This is a genomic window from Micromonospora rifamycinica (assembly GCF_900090265.1).
GTDB classification, from domain to species: Bacteria; Actinomycetota; Actinomycetes; order Mycobacteriales; family Micromonosporaceae; genus Micromonospora; species Micromonospora rifamycinica.
The window spans coordinates 2,132,226-2,153,067 of the sequence record NZ_LT607752.1; the positions used below are offsets into that span (position 1 = coordinate 2,132,226).

At 74.0% G+C, this 20,842-nt stretch carries 16 protein-coding genes; 6 read left to right on the forward strand and 10 right to left on the reverse strand.

Translation table 11 applies throughout. The features are described from left to right. Window positions 1–9 precede the first annotated feature (9 nt). A complete protein-coding gene (locus GA0070623_RS08630; RefSeq protein ID WP_067314995.1) occupies window positions 10–1,521 on the reverse strand; it encodes a deoxyguanosinetriphosphate triphosphohydrolase family protein in 1,512 nt (503 codons plus the stop codon). Window positions 1,522–1,749: 228 nt separating this feature from the next. Here GA0070623_RS08630 and GA0070623_RS08635 point away from each other — a divergent pair, with 228 nt between their 5' ends. Both GA0070623_RS08635 and GA0070623_RS08640 read left to right on the forward strand, forming a co-directional pair. Further along, entirely contained in the window at window positions 1,750–4,194 is a 2,445-nt protein-coding gene (locus GA0070623_RS08635) for a Tex family protein (RefSeq protein WP_089003968.1), read from the forward strand. 137 nt (window positions 4,195–4,331) lie between these two features. Next, on the forward strand, window positions 4,332–4,766 hold the full coding sequence (locus GA0070623_RS08640; RefSeq protein WP_067303534.1) for a hypothetical protein: 435 nt from the start codon (window positions 4,332–4,334) through the stop codon (window positions 4,764–4,766). Here GA0070623_RS08640 and GA0070623_RS08645 read toward each other — a convergent pair. From GA0070623_RS08645 to GA0070623_RS08655, 3 genes are read right to left on the reverse strand one after another with little or no spacing between them, the layout of a single operon-like run. Further along, complete coding sequence (locus GA0070623_RS08645) at window positions 4,729–6,000, reverse strand: glycosyltransferase family 4 protein (protein ID WP_067303532.1); 1,272 nt, start codon at window positions 5,998–6,000, stop codon at window positions 4,729–4,731. The genes GA0070623_RS08640 and GA0070623_RS08645 overlap by 38 nt on opposite strands. 5 nt (window positions 6,001–6,005) lie before the next feature. Further along, window positions 6,006–7,040 carry an NAD-dependent epimerase/dehydratase family protein gene (locus GA0070623_RS08650; protein ID WP_084261106.1) on the reverse strand — a complete coding sequence of 345 codons (1,035 nt, stop codon included), beginning with the start codon at window positions 7,038–7,040 and terminating at the stop codon, window positions 6,006–6,008. Continuing rightward, window positions 7,037–7,777: a sugar transferase gene (locus GA0070623_RS08655; RefSeq protein ID WP_084261105.1), complete on the reverse strand. Its 741-nt coding sequence runs from the start codon at window positions 7,775–7,777 to the stop codon at window positions 7,037–7,039. Before GA0070623_RS08655 ends, GA0070623_RS08650 begins: the two co-directional genes overlap by 4 nt. Window positions 7,778–7,998: 221 nt before the next feature. On the opposite strand from GA0070623_RS08655, the gene GA0070623_RS08660 reads away from it, so the two are divergent. Genes GA0070623_RS08660 through GA0070623_RS08670 form a run of 3 tightly spaced genes read left to right on the forward strand, consistent with a single transcriptional unit; the run spans window position 7,999 to window position 11,555 of the window. After that, a complete protein-coding gene (locus tag GA0070623_RS08660) occupies window positions 7,999–9,042 on the forward strand; it encodes a polysaccharide biosynthesis protein (RefSeq protein ID WP_067303529.1) in 1,044 nt (347 codons plus the stop codon). Next, entirely contained in the window at window positions 9,039–10,043 is a 1,005-nt protein-coding gene (locus GA0070623_RS08665) for a dTDP-4-dehydrorhamnose reductase family protein (RefSeq protein WP_197700065.1), read from the forward strand. The genes GA0070623_RS08660 and GA0070623_RS08665 overlap by 4 nt, the downstream gene beginning before the upstream one ends. 54 nt (window positions 10,044–10,097) lie before the next feature. Continuing rightward, window positions 10,098–11,555 (forward strand): O-antigen ligase family protein, encoded by a 1,458-nt coding sequence (locus GA0070623_RS08670; protein WP_157517464.1) that lies wholly within the window; start codon window positions 10,098–10,100, stop codon window positions 11,553–11,555. Window positions 11,556–11,599: 44 nt separating this feature from the next. Here the strand turns inward: GA0070623_RS08670 and GA0070623_RS08675 are convergent, their stop codons facing one another. The 4 genes from GA0070623_RS08675 to GA0070623_RS08690 all read right to left on the reverse strand — a co-directional run bounded on the left by GA0070623_RS08675 (window position 11,600) and on the right by GA0070623_RS08690 (window position 16,414). Continuing rightward, window positions 11,600–12,853: a glycosyltransferase family 4 protein gene (locus GA0070623_RS08675; protein ID WP_157517463.1), complete on the reverse strand. Its 1,254-nt coding sequence runs from the start codon at window positions 12,851–12,853 to the stop codon at window positions 11,600–11,602. A 5-nt stretch (window positions 12,854–12,858) separates the two neighbouring features. Beyond that, on the reverse strand, window positions 12,859–14,061 hold the full coding sequence (locus tag GA0070623_RS08680) for a glycosyltransferase (protein ID WP_067303520.1): 1,203 nt from the start codon (window positions 14,059–14,061) through the stop codon (window positions 12,859–12,861). Beyond that, window positions 14,046–15,395, reverse strand: coding sequence for a lipopolysaccharide biosynthesis protein (locus tag GA0070623_RS08685; RefSeq protein ID WP_157517462.1), 1,350 nt, complete (start codon window positions 15,393–15,395; stop codon window positions 14,046–14,048). The genes GA0070623_RS08680 and GA0070623_RS08685 overlap by 16 nt, the downstream gene beginning before the upstream one ends. Before the next feature lie 62 nt (window positions 15,396–15,457). Beyond that, the gene (locus GA0070623_RS08690; RefSeq protein WP_067303515.1) at window positions 15,458–16,414 is read right to left on the reverse strand and encodes an NAD-dependent epimerase/dehydratase family protein; all 957 of its coding nucleotides are present in this window, start codon (window positions 16,412–16,414) and stop codon (window positions 15,458–15,460) included. 238 nt (window positions 16,415–16,652) lie between these two features. Between GA0070623_RS08690 and GA0070623_RS08695 the strand changes: the two genes are divergently transcribed. Then, complete coding sequence (locus GA0070623_RS08695) at window positions 16,653–18,683, forward strand: hypothetical protein (RefSeq protein WP_067303511.1); 2,031 nt, start codon at window positions 16,653–16,655, stop codon at window positions 18,681–18,683. Window positions 18,684–18,742: 59 nt separating this feature from the next. Here GA0070623_RS08695 and GA0070623_RS31375 read toward each other — a convergent pair whose 3' ends face one another. Both GA0070623_RS31375 and GA0070623_RS08705 read right to left on the reverse strand, forming a co-directional pair. Beyond that, the gene (locus GA0070623_RS31375) at window positions 18,743–19,249 is read right to left on the reverse strand and encodes an acyltransferase (RefSeq protein WP_269458977.1); all 507 of its coding nucleotides are present in this window, start codon (window positions 19,247–19,249) and stop codon (window positions 18,743–18,745) included. Between the two features lie 143 nt (window positions 19,250–19,392). Then, on the reverse strand, window positions 19,393–20,526 hold the full coding sequence (locus GA0070623_RS08705) for a glycosyltransferase family 4 protein (RefSeq protein ID WP_157746963.1): 1,134 nt from the start codon (window positions 20,524–20,526) through the stop codon (window positions 19,393–19,395). Window positions 20,527–20,842 lie beyond the last annotated feature (316 nt).

Consider the following 20,842-nt stretch of genomic DNA (forward strand, 5'->3'; position numbering starts at 1 on the left):
CGCCGCCGCTCACAGCACGAAGGCGTCGGTCCACAGCGCGCCGGAACGACCGGACAGCACGTCCAGCATCGCCACCGCCTGGCCGTCGGTGAGCTGGGCGACGAAGTCGACGATGGCCCGGCCCCGGGCCCGGCCGATCCGGTCCGGGGTCCGCGGGTGCAGCTCCGCCTCGGCCAGCTCCACCAGGTCGGGCAGCCGGCGGGGCAGCCGGGACTCCTCCTCGGGGTCGAGCAGCCACTGCCAGAGCGCGTCGACCAGGGTGTCCAGCAGCCGGGCCTGGCCCCGCTGGTGCAGGGCCAGGTCGGGGCGGGCCAGCACGAACCGGTGGTGGACGAACTTGAGCACCTGCACCTCGTGCCACTGCGCCGGGGCCAGCAGCACGTGCCCGGAGCGCACGTCCGGGGCGGCGGTCACCGTGATCGCGTCGACCAGCCGGGTGGTCCACCGGGCCGAGAACCGGGCCACGTACTGCTCGGCCTCGATCGAGCCGTCGAAGGGGAGCGCCAGCAGCCCGTCCACCAGCTCCTCCCGGACGTGCTCGACGGCGGCGGCGAAGGCGTCGTCGGCGGCGATCCAGCTGTCCTTGCGGTGCAGTTGGCGGCGCAGCGCCTCGATCGCCGAGCCGGGGCGGCGGGCCGCACCGGCCAGCGCCGCGTCGGTGACCGCGCGCAGGTGCCCGGCCTCGCGCTGCCAGGCCATCAGCTCGGCGGCGACGGTGCCCTGCTGGAGCACCCCCACCCGGTAGAAGTCCTCCACGTCATGGATGGCGTACGCGATGTCGTCGGCGGTGTCCATCACCGACGCCTCGACGGTCTGCTGCCACTCGGCGATCCGACCGGCGAACGGCGCGCGGGCCTGCCGCAGATCCTCGAGCTCGGTGCCGTACGCGCCGAACTTCAGCGAGCCGCTGTCCGGTTCGTCCGGCGGGGCGGCGGCACCCCGGGGGGCGGGACGCAGGTGCCGGGGGTGCGGATCGGGGTGGTCCAGCCGGGTCCACGGGTACTTCAGCATCGCCGCCCGGACGGCCGCGGTCAGGTCGAGGCCGGTGGTGGCCGCGCCGCGGATCTCGGTGCTGGTGACGATCCGGTACGACTGCGCGTTGCCCTCGAACCCGTCGGCCAGCCCGAGCCGCTGCCGGGCCAGCCGGTCGAGCACCCGCTCCCCCAGGTGCCCGAACGGCGGGTGGCCGAGGTCGTGGGCGAGGGCGGCGGCCTCCACCACGTCCGGGTCGCAGCCGCCGAGCTTGTCCAGCAGGCCCCGGTGCGCCGGGTCGGCGGTCAACCGTTCGGCGATGGCGCGGGCCACCTGGGCCACCTTGAGACTGTGGGTGAGCCGGTTGTGCACCAGCAGCCCGGAGCCGACCGGGCTGATCACCTGGGTCACCCCGCCGAGCCGGGCGAAGAAGGGCGAGGCGACGATCCGGTCCCGGTCGGCCCGGAACGGGCTGGCGGCGAGGTCGCCGAGCGCTCGGGCACTGCCACCGAAGAGCCGACGGGCGCGCGGATCCGCAGGTTGGTCCATGATCGCCACGCTAGCGCAGCGGGCCGACCGGCACGCCGGCTCGCCCCGGTCCCGGCGCGGCCGGACAGGCCGGGCACCGGCACGGCGGTGCGCGCTGCTCTCCGGCACAGCGGTGCGCGCTGCTCCCGGCACGGCCGTGCGGGGCGGGCACCGGCGGGGGTGGCGCGCGGCGTCGGGGGTGGGCGGCAGAATGCAGCAGGGAACCCGACACGAAGGCGGATCAACATCGTGACCCAGTCAGTCCATCAGCGGATCGCCGACGAGCTCGGCGTCGCCGAACGCCAGGTGCGGGCGGCCGTGGAGCTGCTCGACGGCGGCGCGACCGTGCCGTTCATCGCCCGCTACCGCAAGGAGGCCACCGGCCTGCTCGACGACGCCCAGCTGCGCACCCTGGAGGAGCGGCTGCGTTACCTGCGGGAGCTGGACGAGCGGCGGGCCGCGGTGCTGGAGTCGATCCGCGGCCAGGGCAAGCTGGACGAGGCGTTGGAAGCGCAGATCATGGCGGCCGACTCCAAGTCCCGGCTGGAGGACATCTACCTGCCCTACAAGCCGAAGCGGCGGACCCGGGCGCAGATCGCCCGGGAGGCCGGGCTGGAGCCGCTGGCCGACACGCTGCTCGGCGACCCCACCCGGGAACCGAAGGAGACGGCCGCCGCGTTCGTCGACGCCGGGCGCGGGGTGGCCGACGCCGCCGCCGCGCTGGAGGGCGCGCGGGCCATCCTCATCGAGCGGTTCGCCGAGGACGCCGACCTGATCGGCACCCTGCGCGAGCAGATGTGGTCGCGGGGCCGGCTGGTCTCCCGGGTACGCGACGGCCAGCAGGCCGCCGGCGCGAAGTTCGCCGACTACTTCGACTTCGCCGAGCCGTACCCGAAGCTGCCCTCGCACCGGATCCTGGCGATGTTCCGGGGCGAGAAGGAGGGTGTGCTCGACCTCACCATGGCCCCCGACGCCGAGGAGGACCCGGACGCCCCGCCGACCGGCCCGACCCGCTACGAGGCGGCCATCGCCGGCCGGTTCGGTGTCACCGACGCGGGTCGGCCCGCCGACCGGTGGCTGGCCGACACGGTGCGCTGGGCCTGGCGTACCCGGATCCTGATCCACCTCGCCGCCGACCTGCGCACCCGGCTGTGGCAGGCGGCCGAGGAGGAGGCGGTCCGGGTCTTCGCCACCAACCTGCGTGACCTGCTGCTCGCCGCGCCCGCCGGCAGCCGCGCCACCATGGGCCTCGACCCGGGCCTGCGCACCGGGGTGAAGGTGGCGGTGGTGGACGCCACCGGCAAGGTGGTCGCCACCGACACGATCTACCCGCACGAGCCGCGCCGGCAGTGGGACGCCTCGATCGAGACGCTGGCGAAGCTGGCCGGGGCGCACCGGGTGGAGCTGGTGGCCATCGGCAACGGCACCGCCAGCCGGGAGACCGACAAGCTCGCCGCCGACCTGATCAAGCGGTATCCCCAGCTCGGCCTGACCAAGGTGATGGTCTCCGAGGCCGGCGCGTCGGTCTACTCGGCCTCCGCGTACGCCTCGCAGGAGCTGCCCACGTTGGACGTCTCGCTGCGCGGCGCGGTCTCCATCGCCCGCCGCCTCCAGGATCCGCTCGCCGAGCTGGTCAAGATCGATCCGCGCTCGATCGGCGTCGGCCAGTACCAGCACGACCTGTCCGAGGTGAAGCTCTCCCGCTCGCTGGACGCGGTGGTGGAGGACTGCGTCAACGGGGTCGGAGTGGACGTCAACACCGCCTCCGCTCCCCTGCTGACCCGGGTCTCCGGCATCGGCGCGGGCCTGGCCGAGAACATCGTGCTGCACCGGGACGCCAACGGGCCGTTCCGCACCCGAGCCGAGCTGAAGAAGGTGGCCCGGCTCGGCCCGAAGGCGTTCGAGCAGTGCGCCGGCTTCCTGCGCATCCCCGGCGGCACCGACCCGCTCGACTCGTCCAGCGTGCACCCGGAGGCGTACCCGGTGGTCCGCCGGATCCTGGCCAGCACCGGGCAGGACCTCCGCTCGCTGATCGGCAGGTCGGCGATCCTGCGCGGGCTGCGGGCCACCGACTTCGTCGACGACACCTTCGGCCTGCCCACCGTCACCGACATCCTCGCCGAGCTGGAGAAGCCCGGCCGGGATCCGCGACCGGAGTTCCGCACCGCCACCTTCGTCGAGGGGGTGGAGAAGATCGGCGACCTGACCCCGGGGATGTTGCTGGAGGGCGTGGTCACCAACGTGGCCGCGTTCGGCGCGTTCGTCGACGTGGGCGTGCACCAGGACGGCCTGGTGCACGTGTCGGCGATGTCGCACACCTTCGTCAAGGACCCGCGTGACGTGGTGAAGTCCGGCGACGTGGTCCGGGTCAAGGTGCTCGACGTCGACGTGCCGCGCAAGCGGATCTCGCTGACCCTGCGGCTGGACGACGAGGTGCCGGCGGGCGGCGGCCGTCCCCCGGCCGACGGGGAGCGGCGCGAGCGCGGCGCCCCCCAGGGCGGGCGCGGCGACACCCAGGGCGGCCGCCGGGGCGGCGCGGGCGGGGCCGGCGGCCAGCGGGGGGACCGGGGTGGTTCCCGGGGCGGGGCGGCGCAACGGCAGGGCGGGGCGCAGCGGCAGGGCCGGGGCGGCTCCGCGCCGACGCCGGCCAACGACGCGATGGCCGAGGCGTTGCGCCGGGCCGGCCTGGCCTGACCCCGACCCGCGCCGCTCCGTCCCGGCACCAGACCGGGCGGAGCGGCGAACGGCCGGGCGCTGGGGCCGAACCAGGCTCGGTCGGGACGGTGTAACGGGTCGTCGCCGGGTCGCCGGCGGTGGCGTACCGTCGCGGCATGGGTGCTGACGGCGGTCCGGAGTGGCGGGAGCAGCAGCGGCGGGCGGTGCGGGCGCACGCGGCGGCCGACGCCCGCCAGCGCGACGGCGAACACGCGCAGGCGGAGGAGCTGGTGGCCCGGTTCACGGCCGAGGCGACCCGGCGCGGGCTGCGGACCACCCGGCTGGCGGCCCAGGGCTACGACGGGCGGAGCCGGTACCGGACCGGACTGACCGGGTGGTACGTGGACCGGGCCGGCCTGCGCGCGGTCGACGTCGACGGCCGGTTCTACCTGCTCACCGTGCCGTCGAGCGTGCGCGCCCGGGTGTTCGGCGTCGACCCGCCGCCGGCCCGGCCGCCCCTGGTCGTCGGCCGGGGCGGTCGGGACGGCGAGTCGGTTCCGCTGGGTGACCTGCTCACCCGCCGGCTCGCGGCCGGCGACGACTGGCCCTGAACCCGGGCCACTCCACCATCTCGCGCAGGGTCCGCTCGACCCGGTCGGCACCGGCGGCCACGGAGAACACCCGGTCGTAGTGCGCCCGACCCGCCTGGCCGAGCAGTTCCAGCTTCTCCCGGCCCAGGTCGCAGACCTCCCGCAGGGCGTCGCCGATCGAGTCGGCGTCACCCGGCCGGGCGGTGATCCCCGCGCCGCTGTCGCGGGCCACGGCGGCGGCGTCGCCCTCCGCGGCGACCAGCAGCGCCCGCCCGGCGGCGAGGGTCGCCTGCACCTTGCTCGGCATCGTGTACGCCGACATGCCGCCGCGCCGCAGGCTCACGTAGTGCACGTCCCCGGTGGCCATCAGCGCGGGCATCCGCTCCCGGGGCAGCTGCCCGAGGAACCGCACGTTCGTCGCCCCCACCGCCCCGGCCCGGCGACGCAGCCGCTCCTCGGTGGTCCCCGAGCCGGCGATCAGGCACACCAGCCGGGGGTCGCCGACCCGGGCACAGGCGTCGATCAGCGAGTCGAGCCCCTGCGCCTCGCCGAGCGCGCCGGCGTACACCAGCACCACCTGGTCGGTGCGGATCCCCAGCTCGGCCCGCAGGTCGGCGGTGCGGACGCCCAGCGTCTCGTCCGCCCACACCGGGACGTGCACGAGCTTGTGCCGGGGCACGCCCCGCCCGGCGAGCAGGTCGGCGGCCCCCGGCGAGACGTGGGCGACCCGGCTGGCGCTGCGGTACATCGCCCCGCACCACGCGGCCATCCCCCGCTCGATGACCCGCGACGCCCGGCCGGTGCCGAGGAAACCGCTCGCCACCACGCTGTCCGGCCACAGGTCCAGCACGTGCAGCAGCACCGGCACCCGGAGCGCGTACCGGGCGAACCACATCGGCAGGGCGACGCTGATCGGCGAGTTGCCGACCCAGAGCGCATCCAGGCCCCGCAACGCCGGGGTGCCGGAGACCAGCGCGGAGACGGCGAAGGACCCGTAGTTCGCCACCCGACGCGCGGCGGAACGGTCGTGGCTGGGATAGAGGGCCACCCGCCGGATCCGGATCGGGCCGTCGGCTTCGTCGAGCCGGCGGGCCAGCCGGTAGCCGTCGGCCAGCCGGCCGGTCGGGTAGTTCGGGAAACCGGTGAGCACCTGCACGTCGTGTCCCCGGTCGGCGAGTGCCCGGGCGAGCATCCCGGGCAGCGCCGCCGGCCCCGGTTCCGGGTCGAACCACTGGCTGAGCAGGCCGATCCGCATCGGCCTCACCCCGCCGCCACGCCGGCCACCGACCGGTCGGCCGGCTCACCGTCCACGCGCTCACCGTCGGGCCGCCCACCGTCGGGCCGCTCGCCGTCGGGCCGCTCACCGTCGGGCCGCTCACCGTCGGCCCGCTCGCCGTCGGGCCGCTCGCCGTCGGCCCGCCACAGGGCGCGCAGCGAGGCGTCGAGGTCGTACGTCGGCGTCCAGCCGAGCACCCGGCGGGCGCGGTCGACGTCGGCGCACATCCAGGGCACGGCCGCCGAACGGGTGGCGTCCGGCGGGAAGCCGCCCTCCCGGATCCGGCCGGTGAAGCCGGCCACGTCGGCCAGCAGCCGGACCACGTCCCGGGTCGCCACCGCACGGCCGCTGCCCACGTTGACCACCCGCTCCGCGCCCACGGCCGCGCACCGGGTCGCGGCCAGCACCGCCGCCGCGACGTCCCGGACGTCCACCAGATCCCGGTACGTGTCGTGCAGGCCCAGCGCGATGTCGCCCGCCCCGCCGGCCGCCGCCGCCCGGACCATCGCGGTCACCCGGGCCAGCATGTTGCCCGGCGGCATCCCCGGCCCGACCGGGTTGAACACCCGCAGCACGATGGTGTCGAGGCGACCGACGTCGCCCGCCAGCTCCGCCAGCCGGGTGGCGGCGAGGTGGCTCAGCCCGTACTCGCTCACCGGCGTGCCCGGGTACTCCTCCCGCACGGCGCGACCGTGGGGCACGACACCGTACTCGGCCGCCGAGCCGATCCGCACCAGCCGTGCCCCGGGGGCGGCGGCGGCCACCGCCTCGATCAGTTTCGCGGTCGTCACCACGTGCGCCTGCACGAAGTCGTGCCCCGATCCGACGATCCGGCCCGCCGCCGTCACCACCGCGTCCGGCCGTTCCCGGGCGATCAGCGCGGTCAGCTCGGGCAGGTCCATCCGGACCAGGTCGCACCGGGTGCGGTCCGGCGACCGGACGGTGGTGTGCTCGGCCAGCAAAGCACGGATGTGCCGGCCCAGGAATCCACCGGCACCCAGCAGCAGCACCCGGTTCATCGGCGGGGCGCGGCGTCCCGGTCGGCGGCCGCCGACGGGGCGGGTGGCTGGTCGTTGCCGGTGAACTCGTGCCAGGTGGCCGCGCCGGGGGCCGAGATCCCCTCCCGGCTCAGCACCACCCGGACGGTGGCCAGCAGGATCCTCAGGTCCAGCAGGAAGGACCGCCGGTCCACGTACTCGACGTCGGAGGCGAACTTCGCCGTCCAGTTCAGCGCGTTGCGCCCGCGGACCTGGGCGAGGCCGGTGATGCCCGGCCGCACCTCGTGCCGGCGGGCCTGCTCGGCGTCGTAGAGGTCGAGGTAGCGCACCAGGTGCGGGCGCGGGCCGACGACGCTCATCTCGCCGCGCAGCACGTTCCAGAACTCCGGCAGCTCGTCGAGGCTGCTCGCCCGCAGCCACCGGCCCACCCGGGTGAGGCGCTGCGCGTCGGTCACCAGGCCCCGGTCCGGGTCGGGGTGGCGCATGGTGCGGAACTTCACCACGTCGAACAGTTCGCCGTACAGGCCGGGCCGGGTGTGCCGGAACAGCACCGGCCGCCCGTGGGTCACCAGCACCAGCAGGGCGACGGCGGCGAACAGGGGAGCGCCGACGGTCAGCACGAGGAGCGCGCCGACCACGTCGAGCAGCCGCTTCCACCGGTCGTACGGCCGCCGGGTCGCCGGGTCGGTCCCCGGCCGGGTCGACGGGGCGGAGCCACCGGCGCGCGGCTGGGCCGCATGGACAGCAACTTTGGACATGGAACACACCTATCACCTTTACGGCGGGCGGCCGGCGCTTTCACATTTGCCACCCCGGGCGGGTCGACAATGGCCGGCGAGCCAACTCGGCGAACGTGAGACGTGACAGTTCCTCCCTTTACCGGAAAGCGCGCCCGGTCTCGTTACGGCAACAGTATGGTCACCTTTGACGAGATCGCTATTCCCGAGGATGGTCCACCGGGAAGCAGGCAGGGGGCGACATGAATTCCTCGCTTTCGGACAGGCGTTTCCTGATCACCGGAGGCACCGGGTCGTTCGGCCAGACGATGGTCGCCCGGCTGCTCGCCGCCGGGGCCGCCGAGGTGCGGGTCCTCAGCCGGGACGAGTCGAAGCAGGACGCGATGCGGCACCGCCTCGGCAACGACCGGGTCCGTTACTACGTCGGTGACGTGCGCGACTACGACAGCGTGCTCAAGGCCGCCCGGGGAATGGAGTTCGTCTTCCACGCGGCGGCCCTGAAGCAGGTGCCCTCCTGTGAGTTCTTCCCACTCGAAGCCGTCCGCACCAACGTGCTCGGCAGCGCGAACGTGGTGGACGCCTGCGAACGGGTGGGTGTGGAGACGCTGGTCCTGCTGAGCACCGACAAGGCCGTCTATCCGGTCAACGCCATGGGCATGACCAAGGCGTTGATGGAAAAGGTGGCCCAGGCGCACTGCCGTAACAACGCGGCGGCCCGGACCCGGGTCTGCTGCGTGCGTTACGGCAATGTCATGTACTCGCGCGGATCGGTGATTCCGTTGTTCATCGACCAGATCCTGCGGGGCGGGCTGCCGACGGTCACCGATCCGTCGATGACGCGTTTCCTGATGTCACTGCCCGAATCGGTCGAGCTGGTGGAGCACGCCTTCGCCCACGGCCAGCCGGGGGACGTCTTCATCCGCAAGGCCGACGCCTGCACCATCGGCGACCTGGCCACCGCGCTGTGCAACCTGTTCGGGGTGCCGGCGAAGTTCAACGTGCTCGGCATCCGGCACGGGGAGAAGCTCTACGAGACCCTGGCCAGCCGGGAGGAGCTGGCGTTCGCGGAGGATCTCGGGGAGTTCCTCCGGGTGCCGGTGGACAGCCGTGACCTCAACTACTCCCTCTACTTCGAGGAGGGGGACGTCGAGCACGGCGGCCTCGCCGACTTCCACTCGCACAACGCCCGCCGGTTGTCCGTACCCGAGATCGAGGCGCTGCTGTTGACGCTGCCCGAGGTACGCGCGCAGGTCCAGGCCGCCGCGGCGGCCGTGGTGACGAGTTGAGCCCGGCCACCGACGCCGTCCGCCCCGACCGGGTTCCCCGTCGGCGCAGCGACCACCGGGCGGATCCGCCCGGTGACCGCCGGTCCCCGACCCGGCGGGTCCTCGTCGTCGGCGTCACCGGCATGCTCGGCCACGCCCTCCTGCGGGAGCTGGACGACGACCCGGATCTCGACGTCCACGGTCTGGCCCGCAGCATCGCCGACCGGGCCGACCGGTTTCCACCGCACCTGCTCACCCGGATCGTCCCGGCCGTCGACGTGACCCGGTTCGGTCAGGTCCGGCACCTCGTCGACGAGCTACGACCGGACGTCGTGGTCAACTGCGTCGGCGTCATCAAGCAGCGGCCGGACGTGCAGGACGCGGTGCACACGGTCACCCTCAACGCCCTCCTCCCCCATCAGCTGGCCGACGCCTGCGCGCAGGTCGGCAGCCGGCTCGTGCACGTCAGCACCGACTGCGTGTTCTCCGGCCGGCGGGGCGGCTACCACGAGGACGACCTGCCCGATCCGCCCGACCTCTACGGCCGGTCCAAACTCCTGGGCGAGGCGACCGGGGCGTCGGCGCTCACCCTGCGCACGTCGATCGTCGGCCACGAGCTGACCACACACCGTTCCCTGGTGGACTGGTTCCTCGCCCAACGGGGTCAGGTCCGTGGCTTCACCAGGGCCGTCTACAGCGGGGTGACGACCGTGGAGTTCGCCCGGCTGCTGCGCACGGTGGTCCTGCCCCGCCCGGAGCTGACCGGGCTGTACCACGTCGCCGCGGAGCCGATCGCGAAGTACGACCTGCTGCGGCTGGTCGCCGAGGTGTACGGGTGGCGCGGCGAGCTGGTGCCGGACGACGGGTTCGTCTGCGACCGCTCGATGCGCGCGGACGCCCTCGCCCGGGCCACCGGCTACCGTCCGCCGAGCTGGCCGGACATGATCGCGGCGATGCACGCCGCCCGGGACCGCTGGGCGGGCGACCCGGCCCGGCCGGGCCTGGCCGGCGTGCCGCTCTGACCGAACACACGACCACGCCGGCAACGCCGGCCTGCCGGAGTCAAAGGACGTCACGTGGGGAACCGAGTGGGTCAACTGTGCCTGGTCATCGGGGCGGTCGTCGGCGTGGTGGCCATCACCGTCGCCAGCGTCAACGACCCCCTGGTCGCGGTCGGCGCGGTGGCGCTGCTGCTGCTCGCGCTGTTCGCGGTCGCCCAGCAGATGGACGGCTGGCGGTGGCTGCTGGGCCTGACCATGGTGCTGCTGGTCTGCGCCTCGTCCCGGCTGCCGGCCCTGGTGGAGGCGAGCTTCTATCCCCGGTACGCGGCGGTCGCCGGCCTGGTCGTCTGGGCGTTGCGCATGCCACGTCGGGCGGCGGACCGGACGGACCCGTGGACCCGGGTCCTCGTCGCCGCGCTCTGGGCGATGGCGGGTCTGGCCACGGTGAGCTTCACCTGGTCGGTGGTGCCGATGGAGACCCTGCAACGGGGGGTGGCGCTGCTCCTGCTGGCCGCGCTGGTGCACGTCCTGGTCCGACACCGCTGGCCGGACCGGGCGGTCATGCTGGCCGACCTGCGGATGGTCTACCTGGTCCTCAGTGGTTCCGCCCTGATCAGCCTCGGTTTCGGGTTCGCCGACGGCACGCTCTTCGCCGCGCTGTCGCAGACCGACCGGTTCGAGGGCCTCTACAACAACCCCAACATGCTCAGCATCGTCTGCGCCCTGGCCACCCCGTTGGGCTGGGCGGTCTACCGGGAGTCCCGGCGGCGGTGGGAGCTGCTCGGCGTGGTGCCGACCGTCGCCTGCCTGCTGCTCTCCCAGTCCCGCACCGGGCTGATCGCCGTGCTCGTCGGCGCCCTCTGGGTCGTGCTGCGGCACGGGCTGGGCCGGGTGGTCCGGCTGGGCGCGGGGCTGGCGGTAGGGCTCCTGGTGGCGTACCTGTTCAACCTCTTGCCGGTCATCTTCGCGGGCACCTGGATGCGGCGCTTCGTGCTGCGCTTCACCGATCCCACCGGCGGCGACCTGTCCAACGGCCGCACGGAGATGTGGCAGGCCACTGTCGACCTGTGGTGGCAGAACCGCCCCACCCTGGGCTTCGGGTACGCCTCCCGGAACCACCTGTTCGCGCTCGCCAGCCTCGACGAGTCCCTGGGGACGGGGGTGAGCGTGGTGCACAACAGCTACCTGCAGCTGCTGCTGGAACTGGGGCTCGCCGCCGTGGCACCGCTGGCGTTGCTGCTGCTGGCCGTCGGGCGGGTGGCCCTGCGGGCGCCGGTGCGCCGGGCCGACTCGGGTCTGGTCTGGCTCGTCGTCACCGGCCTGCTGATCCAGGTCACCGAGTCGGCCATCTTCGGCACCGGGCAGACCTACCCGTACGTGTTCTGGTTCGTGGTCGCCGGGGTGCTGCTGCACATGCCGGCCGGTCGGGCGGGCACGGACGACGCCGAGGAGTCCGGGTCGGTGACCCCGCCGCCACGGATTCTCCACCCGGTGGACGGCTCCCCCCGCCTGCCGGTCCCCGCGCTGCGCTGAGGCCCCCGGGCGACAGGCCCGCCGGGTGGTACGAGCCGGCCGGCTCAGCGCCGGGAGCCGGCCGCCACGAAGGCGCTCACCCGGTCCCGCCAGGCCCGGTGGTCGAACGACTCGCGGGCCCGCGACCGGGCGGCCCGGCTCATCGCCGTCCACTCCTCGTCCCGCAGTCGCAGCGCGCGGACGACCGCCTGCCGCACGTCCTCCGGCGTGTTGCCGGCGAGCACCAGCCCCTCCACGCCGTCGTGCACGTAACTGGCCAGGTCGCTGGTGTGGTTGAGCAGCACCGGGCAGCCGGCGGCCAGGCTCTCCGGCACCTTGGACGGGAAGCCGTTGGCCGCGTATCCGCCGGTGGGGCGGACCAGCATCGAGAAGTGCGACTGGCCGAGCAGCGTCAGCACGGTGTCGCGGGGAACCCGGCCGAGGAACCGCACCTCGGCCGCCACCCCGTCGAGCAGGGCGACGTCCAGGTCGGAGCGGGCGGCGGCGTCGGCGCGGGTGACGCCGGCGATGGTCAGGCTGACCCGGCGCTGCTGCTCCGGCGTGAGCAGGCTGATCCCCCGCACGATCACGTCCAGCATGTCCTTGCGGCCGGGGGTGCCGGCGTACAGCAGGCGCAGCCCGGTGGAGGGCGCGGGCGGGCGGCCGACCGGGAAGTCGTCGCAGTCGACCTGCGGCGGCACCACCAGCACCTCCAGCCCGTGCCCGGTGAGGTACCCGGCCAGCGTGGTGGAGACCGCGGTGGCCCGGGGCACGAGCCGGGTGGCCAGGAACGTCGACCAGCGGTGCCGGACGTAGTACGGGGTGAGCCACCCGCGCCGGAACTGCCGCCGGTCGTGGCGTTCGCTGGCGTCCACCACCACCGGGCAGCGCAGCACGAGCCGCAGCACCGCCCAGTTGCCGAGGGTCATCAACGCCATCGGCAGGAGCACCACGCTCACGTCGCCACGGCGTACCCCACGGCCCCGCACGGCCCGCAGCACCCGCACCGGGCGGGCCAGCCGGGCCGGCATCCGGGTGAGCCGGTGCAGGCCACGGATCCGCAGGGTGACCAGGTCGACGCCGGTCGCGTCGGGCGGCCGGGCCGGGAAGGCGACCTCGCAGGGCCAGTCGTTGACGACCAGCGTGCGGGTGCCCTCGGGCGCGGCGGACCGGGCGAGTTGCAGCAGCCGGTTGGAGGTGGCGTCGCCGTGCGGGAAGGCGTAGGCGCCGACGAGCAGGGGACGGGGCCGCACGGCCCGCCCGGTCGACGCGTCGTCCGGCTGCGGATGCCGGTCGACGGCCACTGTCTGATCGGTCATCTCGCTCACCGTCCCGAGCCGACCGGTGGCCGGCTGCTCGTTTCCGAATCCCGGTCCCGCCCCGGGCGGGTCGCCGCCCACCGCCGGTAGATCTCCAGGTGGACGGCGGCGGCCGTGTCGATGGCGAAGGCGCTGTCGGCGAACCGCCGGGCGGCCACGGCGGCGGCGGTCGCCGTGGTGTACGCCGTCGCCTCCTCCACCGCCCGCGCCCACCGCTGCGGCGGGGCGTCGACGTCCACGATGGTCACCCCGGGTAGTCGTTCCCCGATGAAGCGCACCCCCGGCAGGTCGGCGGCGACCGTGCCGACGCCCAACGCGACGGGCTCCAGCACTCCCCCGGGCAGCCCCTCCAGGCAGGAGGGATGGACGACGACGTCGGCCTGGCGCAGCAGCCCGCCCACGTCCGCCCGCGCACCCAGCAGGTGCACCCGGTCGGCGACCCCGGCGGTGGCCGCCGCGGCCAGGACGCGGGCGTCGTCCGCCCGGTCGCCCGGCCCGACGAGCACGGCGTGCGCCGGCACGCCCCGGTCCCGCAGCGCGGCCAGGATCGGCGGCAGCAGCCAGCGGCGTTTCTCCGGCGAGGCCCGGCCGACCGTGACGCAGACCAGCTCCCCCGGTGCCGCGCCGATCAGCGCCCGCAGGTCGTCGGGGCTGGGTCGGCGGAGCCGGTCGAGGTCGAGCCCGTTGAGCACCACCCGGCAGCGGGGGTCGTCGCGCCAGCCCGGGTGGTAGCCGAACGTCAGCGAGCTGGGCGAGACGCCGAGGATGTCGGTGGCGACGCGTCGCAGCAGCCGCCCCGCGATCCACCGGTAGACCCGTCGCCGGACGTTGCGGGGCCGGTTGTCGTCGCCGCGGAAGTGCGCGACCCGGCCGGGCACCCCGCGCAGCGCGCCCAGGGCGAGCAGCACACCGGAGAAGTTGGCGCAGTCGACGTGCAGCACGTCCGGGCGGAGCTGCCCGAGCAGGCGCAGGAACCGGGCGGGGAAGCGCACGTCCAGGGGCAGCGCGGTGACCGTGCCGCCGTGGCGGGTGACCACCTCGGCCAGCGGTCCCGGCCCGATCACGTCGCTGAGGGTCACCAGGTGCAGCTCGGTGCCGGCGGCGGCGAGCCGGGGCAGCAGCTCGGCCGTACGCATCTCGGTGCCGCCGAAGTTCAGCGCGCCGACCACCCGCAGCACCCGGTGCCGGCCGGTCACGACGGCCCGCACCGGGCGAGCGCGCCGCGGTATCCCACCAGCGCCGCCGGCACCATGGTGAGCAGGTACGCCAGGCAGGCCGCCGCGGGCAGCCCGGCCAGGCCGAACTGGCGCAGGCCCCAGATCTTGAGCGCGGTCGCCAGCACCAGGAACGACGCCCAGCCGACGAACTGCGGCCGGAGCAGGCCGATGCTGTTCTGCACCATGATCAGCGGGGAGGTGACGGCGACCAGCAGGGACCAGCCGGCCAGCCCGACGAGGACGGGGAGCCGGATGGTCGACCGGTCGACGGTGCCGATCCAGAGTTCGATCAGCCGGTGCCCGTAGCCGACCAGCACCAGCGCGGCCGTGCCCACGATCAGCCCGTAGAGCGCGACCATCCGGCGGGTGTTGCGGCGGACCCAGGCCGTCTCGCCCCGGGCGAGGGCCGCCCCGTTGACCGGCCAGATCGTCATGCCGACCAGCCCCACGAAGATCCACAGGACGCCGAACAGCTTCCCCACCACCGCGTAGTGCGCCGCCACCGCCAGCCCCAGGACGTTCGCGACCAGGGGGTTGTCCACGTTCAACGCGACCGACGACATCGTGGTGAGCGCGAAGAAACGCAGACCCAGCCGGAGCAGACCGGTGACGGTGCCCCGGTGTACCAGGCCCGGTGCCGGCCGGTGGCCGGGGGCGCAGGACCAGAAGTAGGTCACCGTGTTGAGCAGGTTGGTCACCGGCACGGCCAGCACCGCCGCGGCGATGACGGTCAGCGGTCCCCGGCCGGTGGCGATGGCGACCAGCACCAGCGCCATGGCGGCCAGCGCACCGGCCGACTGCCAGACGTTGCTCTGCACCATCTGGCCCCGGGCGTACTGGACGCGCTGGATCAGCGACAGGGGGATGTTGACCGCGAACGCGCCGAAGCAGATCAGGACCACGGCGGGGGTCTGCGCGGCGACGGTCGGGTCGCGTACGTCGAACAGCTCCACCCAGGGCACCACGGGGGTGACCACCATGAGCGCGGCCAGCAGCAGCACGGCGACCACGCCGAGGGTGGCGAAGGCGCTGGATATCTCGCGGGCCTGCTGGCGGGGGTCGTCGGTCAGGTGGCCGAGCCGGGTCAGCAGCCCGTTGCCCAGCCCCAGGTCGGCGAACCAGGCCATCCCGGTGAGCGCGGTGACCGCCATCCACAGGCCGTACCGCTGGTCGCCCAGGTAGCGGAAGCAGGCGGGGGTGACGGCCAGCGGCGCGGCCAGCCCGATCCCCTTCGCCACCAGGGCGGTGGCCACCCCCACGGTGACCGCCCGGTCCCGGTCCCACCCGGACGGCGGGGCCGGCGCCGGGGCGACCGCGACCGTCACGCCGGTCGGCGACCCGGTGGCGACGGCGGCCGGCTCGGGTGCCGCCCGACTGGCGGCCCGGGTCACCGCGGTGCGGCGGGTGCGGTGCCCAGCCGCCCGGCCATCCACTCGCTGGTCGCTCTCAGGCCCTGTTCCCGGGCGACCGGCGTGACGTCCGGGAAGAGGTACCGCAGGGTGGTGTCGTCGGCCAGCGAGTGCGGCACGTCGCCGGTGCGCGGCGCCACGTGCTCCCGGGCGATCGGCCGGCCGAGCAGGCTCTCCAGCTCGTCGAGGACCTGGAGCAGGCTGGCCCGCGCGCCGAAGGCGAGGTTGACCGGATGCGGGTGGCGCACCCGGCGGCGCAGCGCGTCGAGGATGACCTCGCAGACCGTGCCGACGTAGGTGAAGTCGCGGGACTGGGTGCCGTCGCCGTGCACCACGACCGGTTCGCCGCGCAGGGCGGCGTGGGTGAACCGGGGGATGACGGCCGCGTACGCGTGGTCGTGCCGCTGCCCGGGGCCGAAGACGTTGAAGAACCGCAGGGCCAGCGTCGGCAGCCCGAACGACGCCTGGTGGGCCAGGGCGTACGCCTCGGTGGCGAGCTTGCTGGCCGCGTAGGGGCTCATCGGGCGGGTCCAGGTCAGCTCCACCTTGGGCAGCGCCGGGTTCATCCCGTACACCGACGAGGAGGAGGCGACCAGCACGTGCGCGACATCGTGGCGGCGGGCCGCCTCCAGCACCATCAGGGTGCCGGTGGCGTTGGCGTGGTGGGAGGCGAGCGGGTCGCGCAACGACCGGGGGACGCTGGGCAGCGCGGCCAGGTGGACGACCGCCTCCCGACCCGCCATCGCGGCATCCAGCGCGGCCGGGTCCAGGATCGACCCCTCGACGAGGTCGACGTCCAGGCCGTCGAGGTTGCCGCGCAGCCCCACCGAGAAGTCGTCCAGGACGCTGACCTCCTTGACGGCCGGCTCGGCCAGGGCGGCGCGGGCCAGGTTGGCGCCGATGAAGCCGGCCCCACCCGTGATCAGAATCCGCATGAACTACCCCCCGACGACGCACCTCGCCTGTTCATCGAGCCGACCTGCGGCACGTTACGGCAGCAACCGGAAATTCATCCCATTCAGGACACCGGGTGGGACTTCCCGGCCGGACCGGTCCCACAGTGCTCCACCGAACGGCCGGTGCTGCTGTCCGGGAATTGACCGACGACCGCCACGAGCTGGGCAAACGCGCAGAGTGACAGGGCCGTCGTGGTTCTCGGTGGAGGTGTGCAGGATGGCGGAGCTGATCGTCTACCGGTCCAACGCCCTGATGTCCGTCAGGTCGCGGATCGACGCCACCCGGGACGTGGTCATGCCCGTCAACCTGGCGTACGCGGAGAGCATGGTCGGCCTGTGGCACTCCGGCCTGCCCCAGGTGAGCCTGGTGCCCTCCACCGCGACCGACGCCCAGGTGTGGCCGGTCCTCTCCGCAGTAGGCACCCGGATCCACGACACCTCGGACGACAACTGCCCGATCAACACCGGCTGGTCGTACGTCGGTGGCAACCACGGCTACAACGTCGGCAACCAGATCGCCGTCACCAACCACGGCAAGACCACCGCCGACGTGGGTTCGCAGTGGAGCGACGGGACGCGTGTCTTCACCCTGCTCGCCGTCACCAACGCCAGCAGCCTGCTCTTCGGCAACCCGTACACGATCGTGGACGGCATCGCCCAGGGTGCCCGGGTCAAGCCGGCCGCACCGCTCACCCACGTCTCGGGGGCGACCAACCGGACCACCGTGCCGATCACCGGCCTCACCCCGGACGTGCAGATCCGCCCGGTCACCCACTCCCACACGGTCGCCGTCGAGCTCGACGGCCGACCGGTGCCCGACGGCCGGTCGACGGGCCTGGAACTGGTGATCCGGGAGTCCTACGTGATCCCCTCCTACCAGGGGATGATCGACACGGCTCGGGCGAACATCGGCACCCCGATCGCCACCATCATGCCGAGGATCCCGTCGCTGTGCCGGATCTCGAACGTCTACCGCTGGTCGCCCGGTGGCGGGCTGCTCGTCACGCAGCAGGTGACCGCCCTGACGCGGTTCACCCTGAACGCGGGGGTGACCCAGTGCGCCCCGTTGACCCCGGTGCCGGGCGGCACCCGCCGGCAGTTCATGCCGAACGTCGGCGCGGCCGGCGGCCTGAACTGGTCCGCCTGGGCGAACATCGACACCCTCGCCGCCCTCACCGACTTCACCCCGGCGACCCTCACCAACCGGCTGATGCCCGCCAGCAGCATGACCCAGTGGGTGGTCGCCGGCGGGGGCACCCAGCAGTGGGGCATCGCCGTCGGGCTGCTGCCGGTCGCGGACGGCACACCCGAGATCCGGGTCCGCAACACCACCGCCAAGGGCTGGTTCATCAGTGCCAGCCTCAAGAAGAACTATCCGCAACTGGTCTGGGGGCGCACCCTGGCCGCCGGGGAGTCGGTGACCGGCACCGCCTACCGCCGCTACCTGACGCCCCCCTCGACCGCCACCGAGATCGTGGTCTCCGACGGCGGCCGGGACTTCGTGCTGATCGAACGGGTCGGCACCGTCGCCCAGGCCCAGATGGCTGCCCCGCAGCTGTACCAGCGGCTGCTGGTGCCGGTGGGTCCGACCAACCTCACCGTGCCCGACCGGGTCACCGTCGCCGGGGTGCCGTACACCGTGCCGGTCTCCCCCGGGTACGGGATGTGGCGCGCGGACCCCGACGCCGCCCCGCCGCAACCGCTGCCGGGGGTGACCCGGACCCGGGGAGGCTACTTCCTCGCCCGGTGCGGCCCGACGGCGGAGAGCAGCTGCGCCGGCACCTACCAGCGGCTCCTGCTGCACCCGTTCTTCCTGGCCGAGCCGACCCCGGTCGACCGGGCCTGCCTGGAGGTCACCCGGGCGGGCACCGGCGTGCTGCGACACGGCGTGTACGCCCACGACCCGGCCACCGGCCGCCCCGCCGTCCTCGGCCCGGTCGCCGACTTCGGCAGCGTCGCCGTCACCTCCGTCGGGGTGCGGGAGTCCGTGCTGGACACGGCCGTGACGCTGCCCGCCGGCTGGCACTGGTACGGGCACGTGTGGCAGGTCAGCGGGGTCACCCCGCCCTCGGTCCGCACCGGTGGCGTCGACGTCGGCACCGTACTGAGCCTGGGTGCCACGGCGGCGGCGATGACCGGGGACCGGTTCGGCTACGAGGTGACCGGCACGACCGGTGCCCTGGGCGCGATCACGGTCACCGGGGTCCACCAGTTCCCGCCGCCGCAGGTTGCGTACCGGCGGGCCTGACCCGGGGGCGGTGCCGTCGCGGGACCTCGGCCTGCCCGGGGGCGGTGCCGTCGCGGGCCTCAGCCGGTGGGCACGCCGTAGATCCGCTTGATCGCCTCGTGCTTGGCCGGGACGGGCAGGTGCCCGATGCCCAGCGACTTGGCCTGGAGGCGTTCGAGGTACTCGTCGGTGCTGCGCAACGGTCGCGCCGGGACACCGGCCGCCACGGTGTTGTCCGGGATGTCCCGGGTGACGATCGAGCCCGCCCCGATGACACAGCGGTTGCCGATGGTGACGCCCGCCAGGATCATCGCGCGCATGCCGATGTAGACGTCGTCGCCGATCGTGATCGGCGCGGTCCAGTCGAGGTCGGGATGGTCCTTGCGCAGGATCAACGTGCCACCGTCGTGGGTGACGAACTGCACCTCGGAGGTGATGTAGACGTTGTCGCCGATGGTGATCAGCCACGGTTCCGAGCCGAACATCGCCCGGTTGACCCCGTAGAACCTGACCCGGCCGGTCAGGTTGACCCCCAGGGACCGGACGAACGCCGCCGGGTCACGCGACGCGGCGAGATGGTCCCGCACACGCCGAGTGATCGTACGAAGACGACTGGGCACGGACTGTCCTCGATCGCAGGTACGGCTACTGGCGGACCGGGGCAGGCCCGGTCACGTGGAGAGAACGACTCGGGCCCGGCCCCGGTGACGGGCTGCGCCCGGCAGGAGGTTCAGCGGCAGAATTCGCGGGCGTGCGCCAGCACGTGGGGCTCCCGACACTCCTGCCGCCAGCGCCGGTACCGCTCCCCGGCGGTCACCTTCGCCGCGGCCCGCTCCCCGGGCGTCCGGTCGGCCAGCAGGTCGAGCACCCGGCTGAGGCCGGCGGCGGTCGTCGGCCGGACCACCGTCCCGCCGGTGTCGCGGATCAGCTCGCTGAACGGCGTGTCGTCCGAGCAGACCACCGGGCAGCCGGCCGCCAGGCTCTCCAGGATCACGTGACCGAAGTTCTCGCCGAGGGTGGGGAAGAGGAAGGCGTCGTACCGGCTGAACGTCGGCACGACGTCCGCCGCCGCGAGTTCACCGAGGTAGCGGACCCGGACGTGCTCCGGCATCGCCGCGACGAGCCGCTGGCAACGCGACCAGTACCGCGCGTCCTCCGCCGGCCCGAAGATGTCGAACTCCACCGGCCGGGTGGTGCCGGCCACCGCCTCCAGGGCCGTGGACAGGTTCTTCATCGGCGAGATCCGGCCGACGAAGACCAACCGCAACGGCCCGTCGTGCGGCACCACCGGTGGGACGGGGTGCGCCGGGATGGGGCTCTCGTTGCCGTTCACCATCACCCGCGCCCACGGCACGTTGGCCCGGATCTGCCGCTCCTCCAACCGGCTGCAGGCCTGCCAGCGCACCCGGAGCCGGCGCAGCACCGGCGCCCACAGCGCGAGGAAGAGCCGCTTCTTGGCCGTCCTGATGGCGAGGGCGCCGGGTGACAGCTCACCGCGCGGGGCGACCAGGACGGCCCCGACGCGCACCAGGCGCAGCGCCACCGCCAGGATCGACAGCACCGAGAACAGCGACCAGATGCTGTTGACGTAGAGCAGGTCGACCGGCCGGGCGCGGACGTGCCGGGCCATCCGCACCCAGTGCCGCGGCGACCACGGATTCAGGTAGAAGACGGCGGAACGGCCGTCGCGTCGCAGCAGTCGTCCGGACAGGCCGGGGTACGGTGCAGGCGAGCCGAGATCCCGGTCCCGGGTGACCAGGGTGACGTCCAGGTCCCCCGGAAGGGTGTCCAGGATGTACCGCAGGGAACGGATCGGGCCGCCCCCGCGGAAGCCCGGCTCGAACACCCCCGCGGTCGCGATCACCCGGTAGGTGCACACGGCACCGGCGGACCGTCGCGAGGTCGCGGCGTCGCCCAGGGAGGGTGTCCTTGTCAGCTTGTGCACTACCGGCCCACCTTCACCGTGCCGGCCGGAGACCGGCACCCCGCAGGAATGTCTGGAACGCATGGACAGTGAGGAGCGCATCCGCCGGGCGTGGCCCGTGCCGGATGCCGGAGCCGGCGGGACGGGCGCGTTCACGGGCCGTGGCCTCTACCCCCGCCGGCACCCGCACCGGGCCGGCGGCGCGGATGCCGGGCGGGGGCGGATGGCGGAACGCGACCGGCGTTCTCCACGGCCG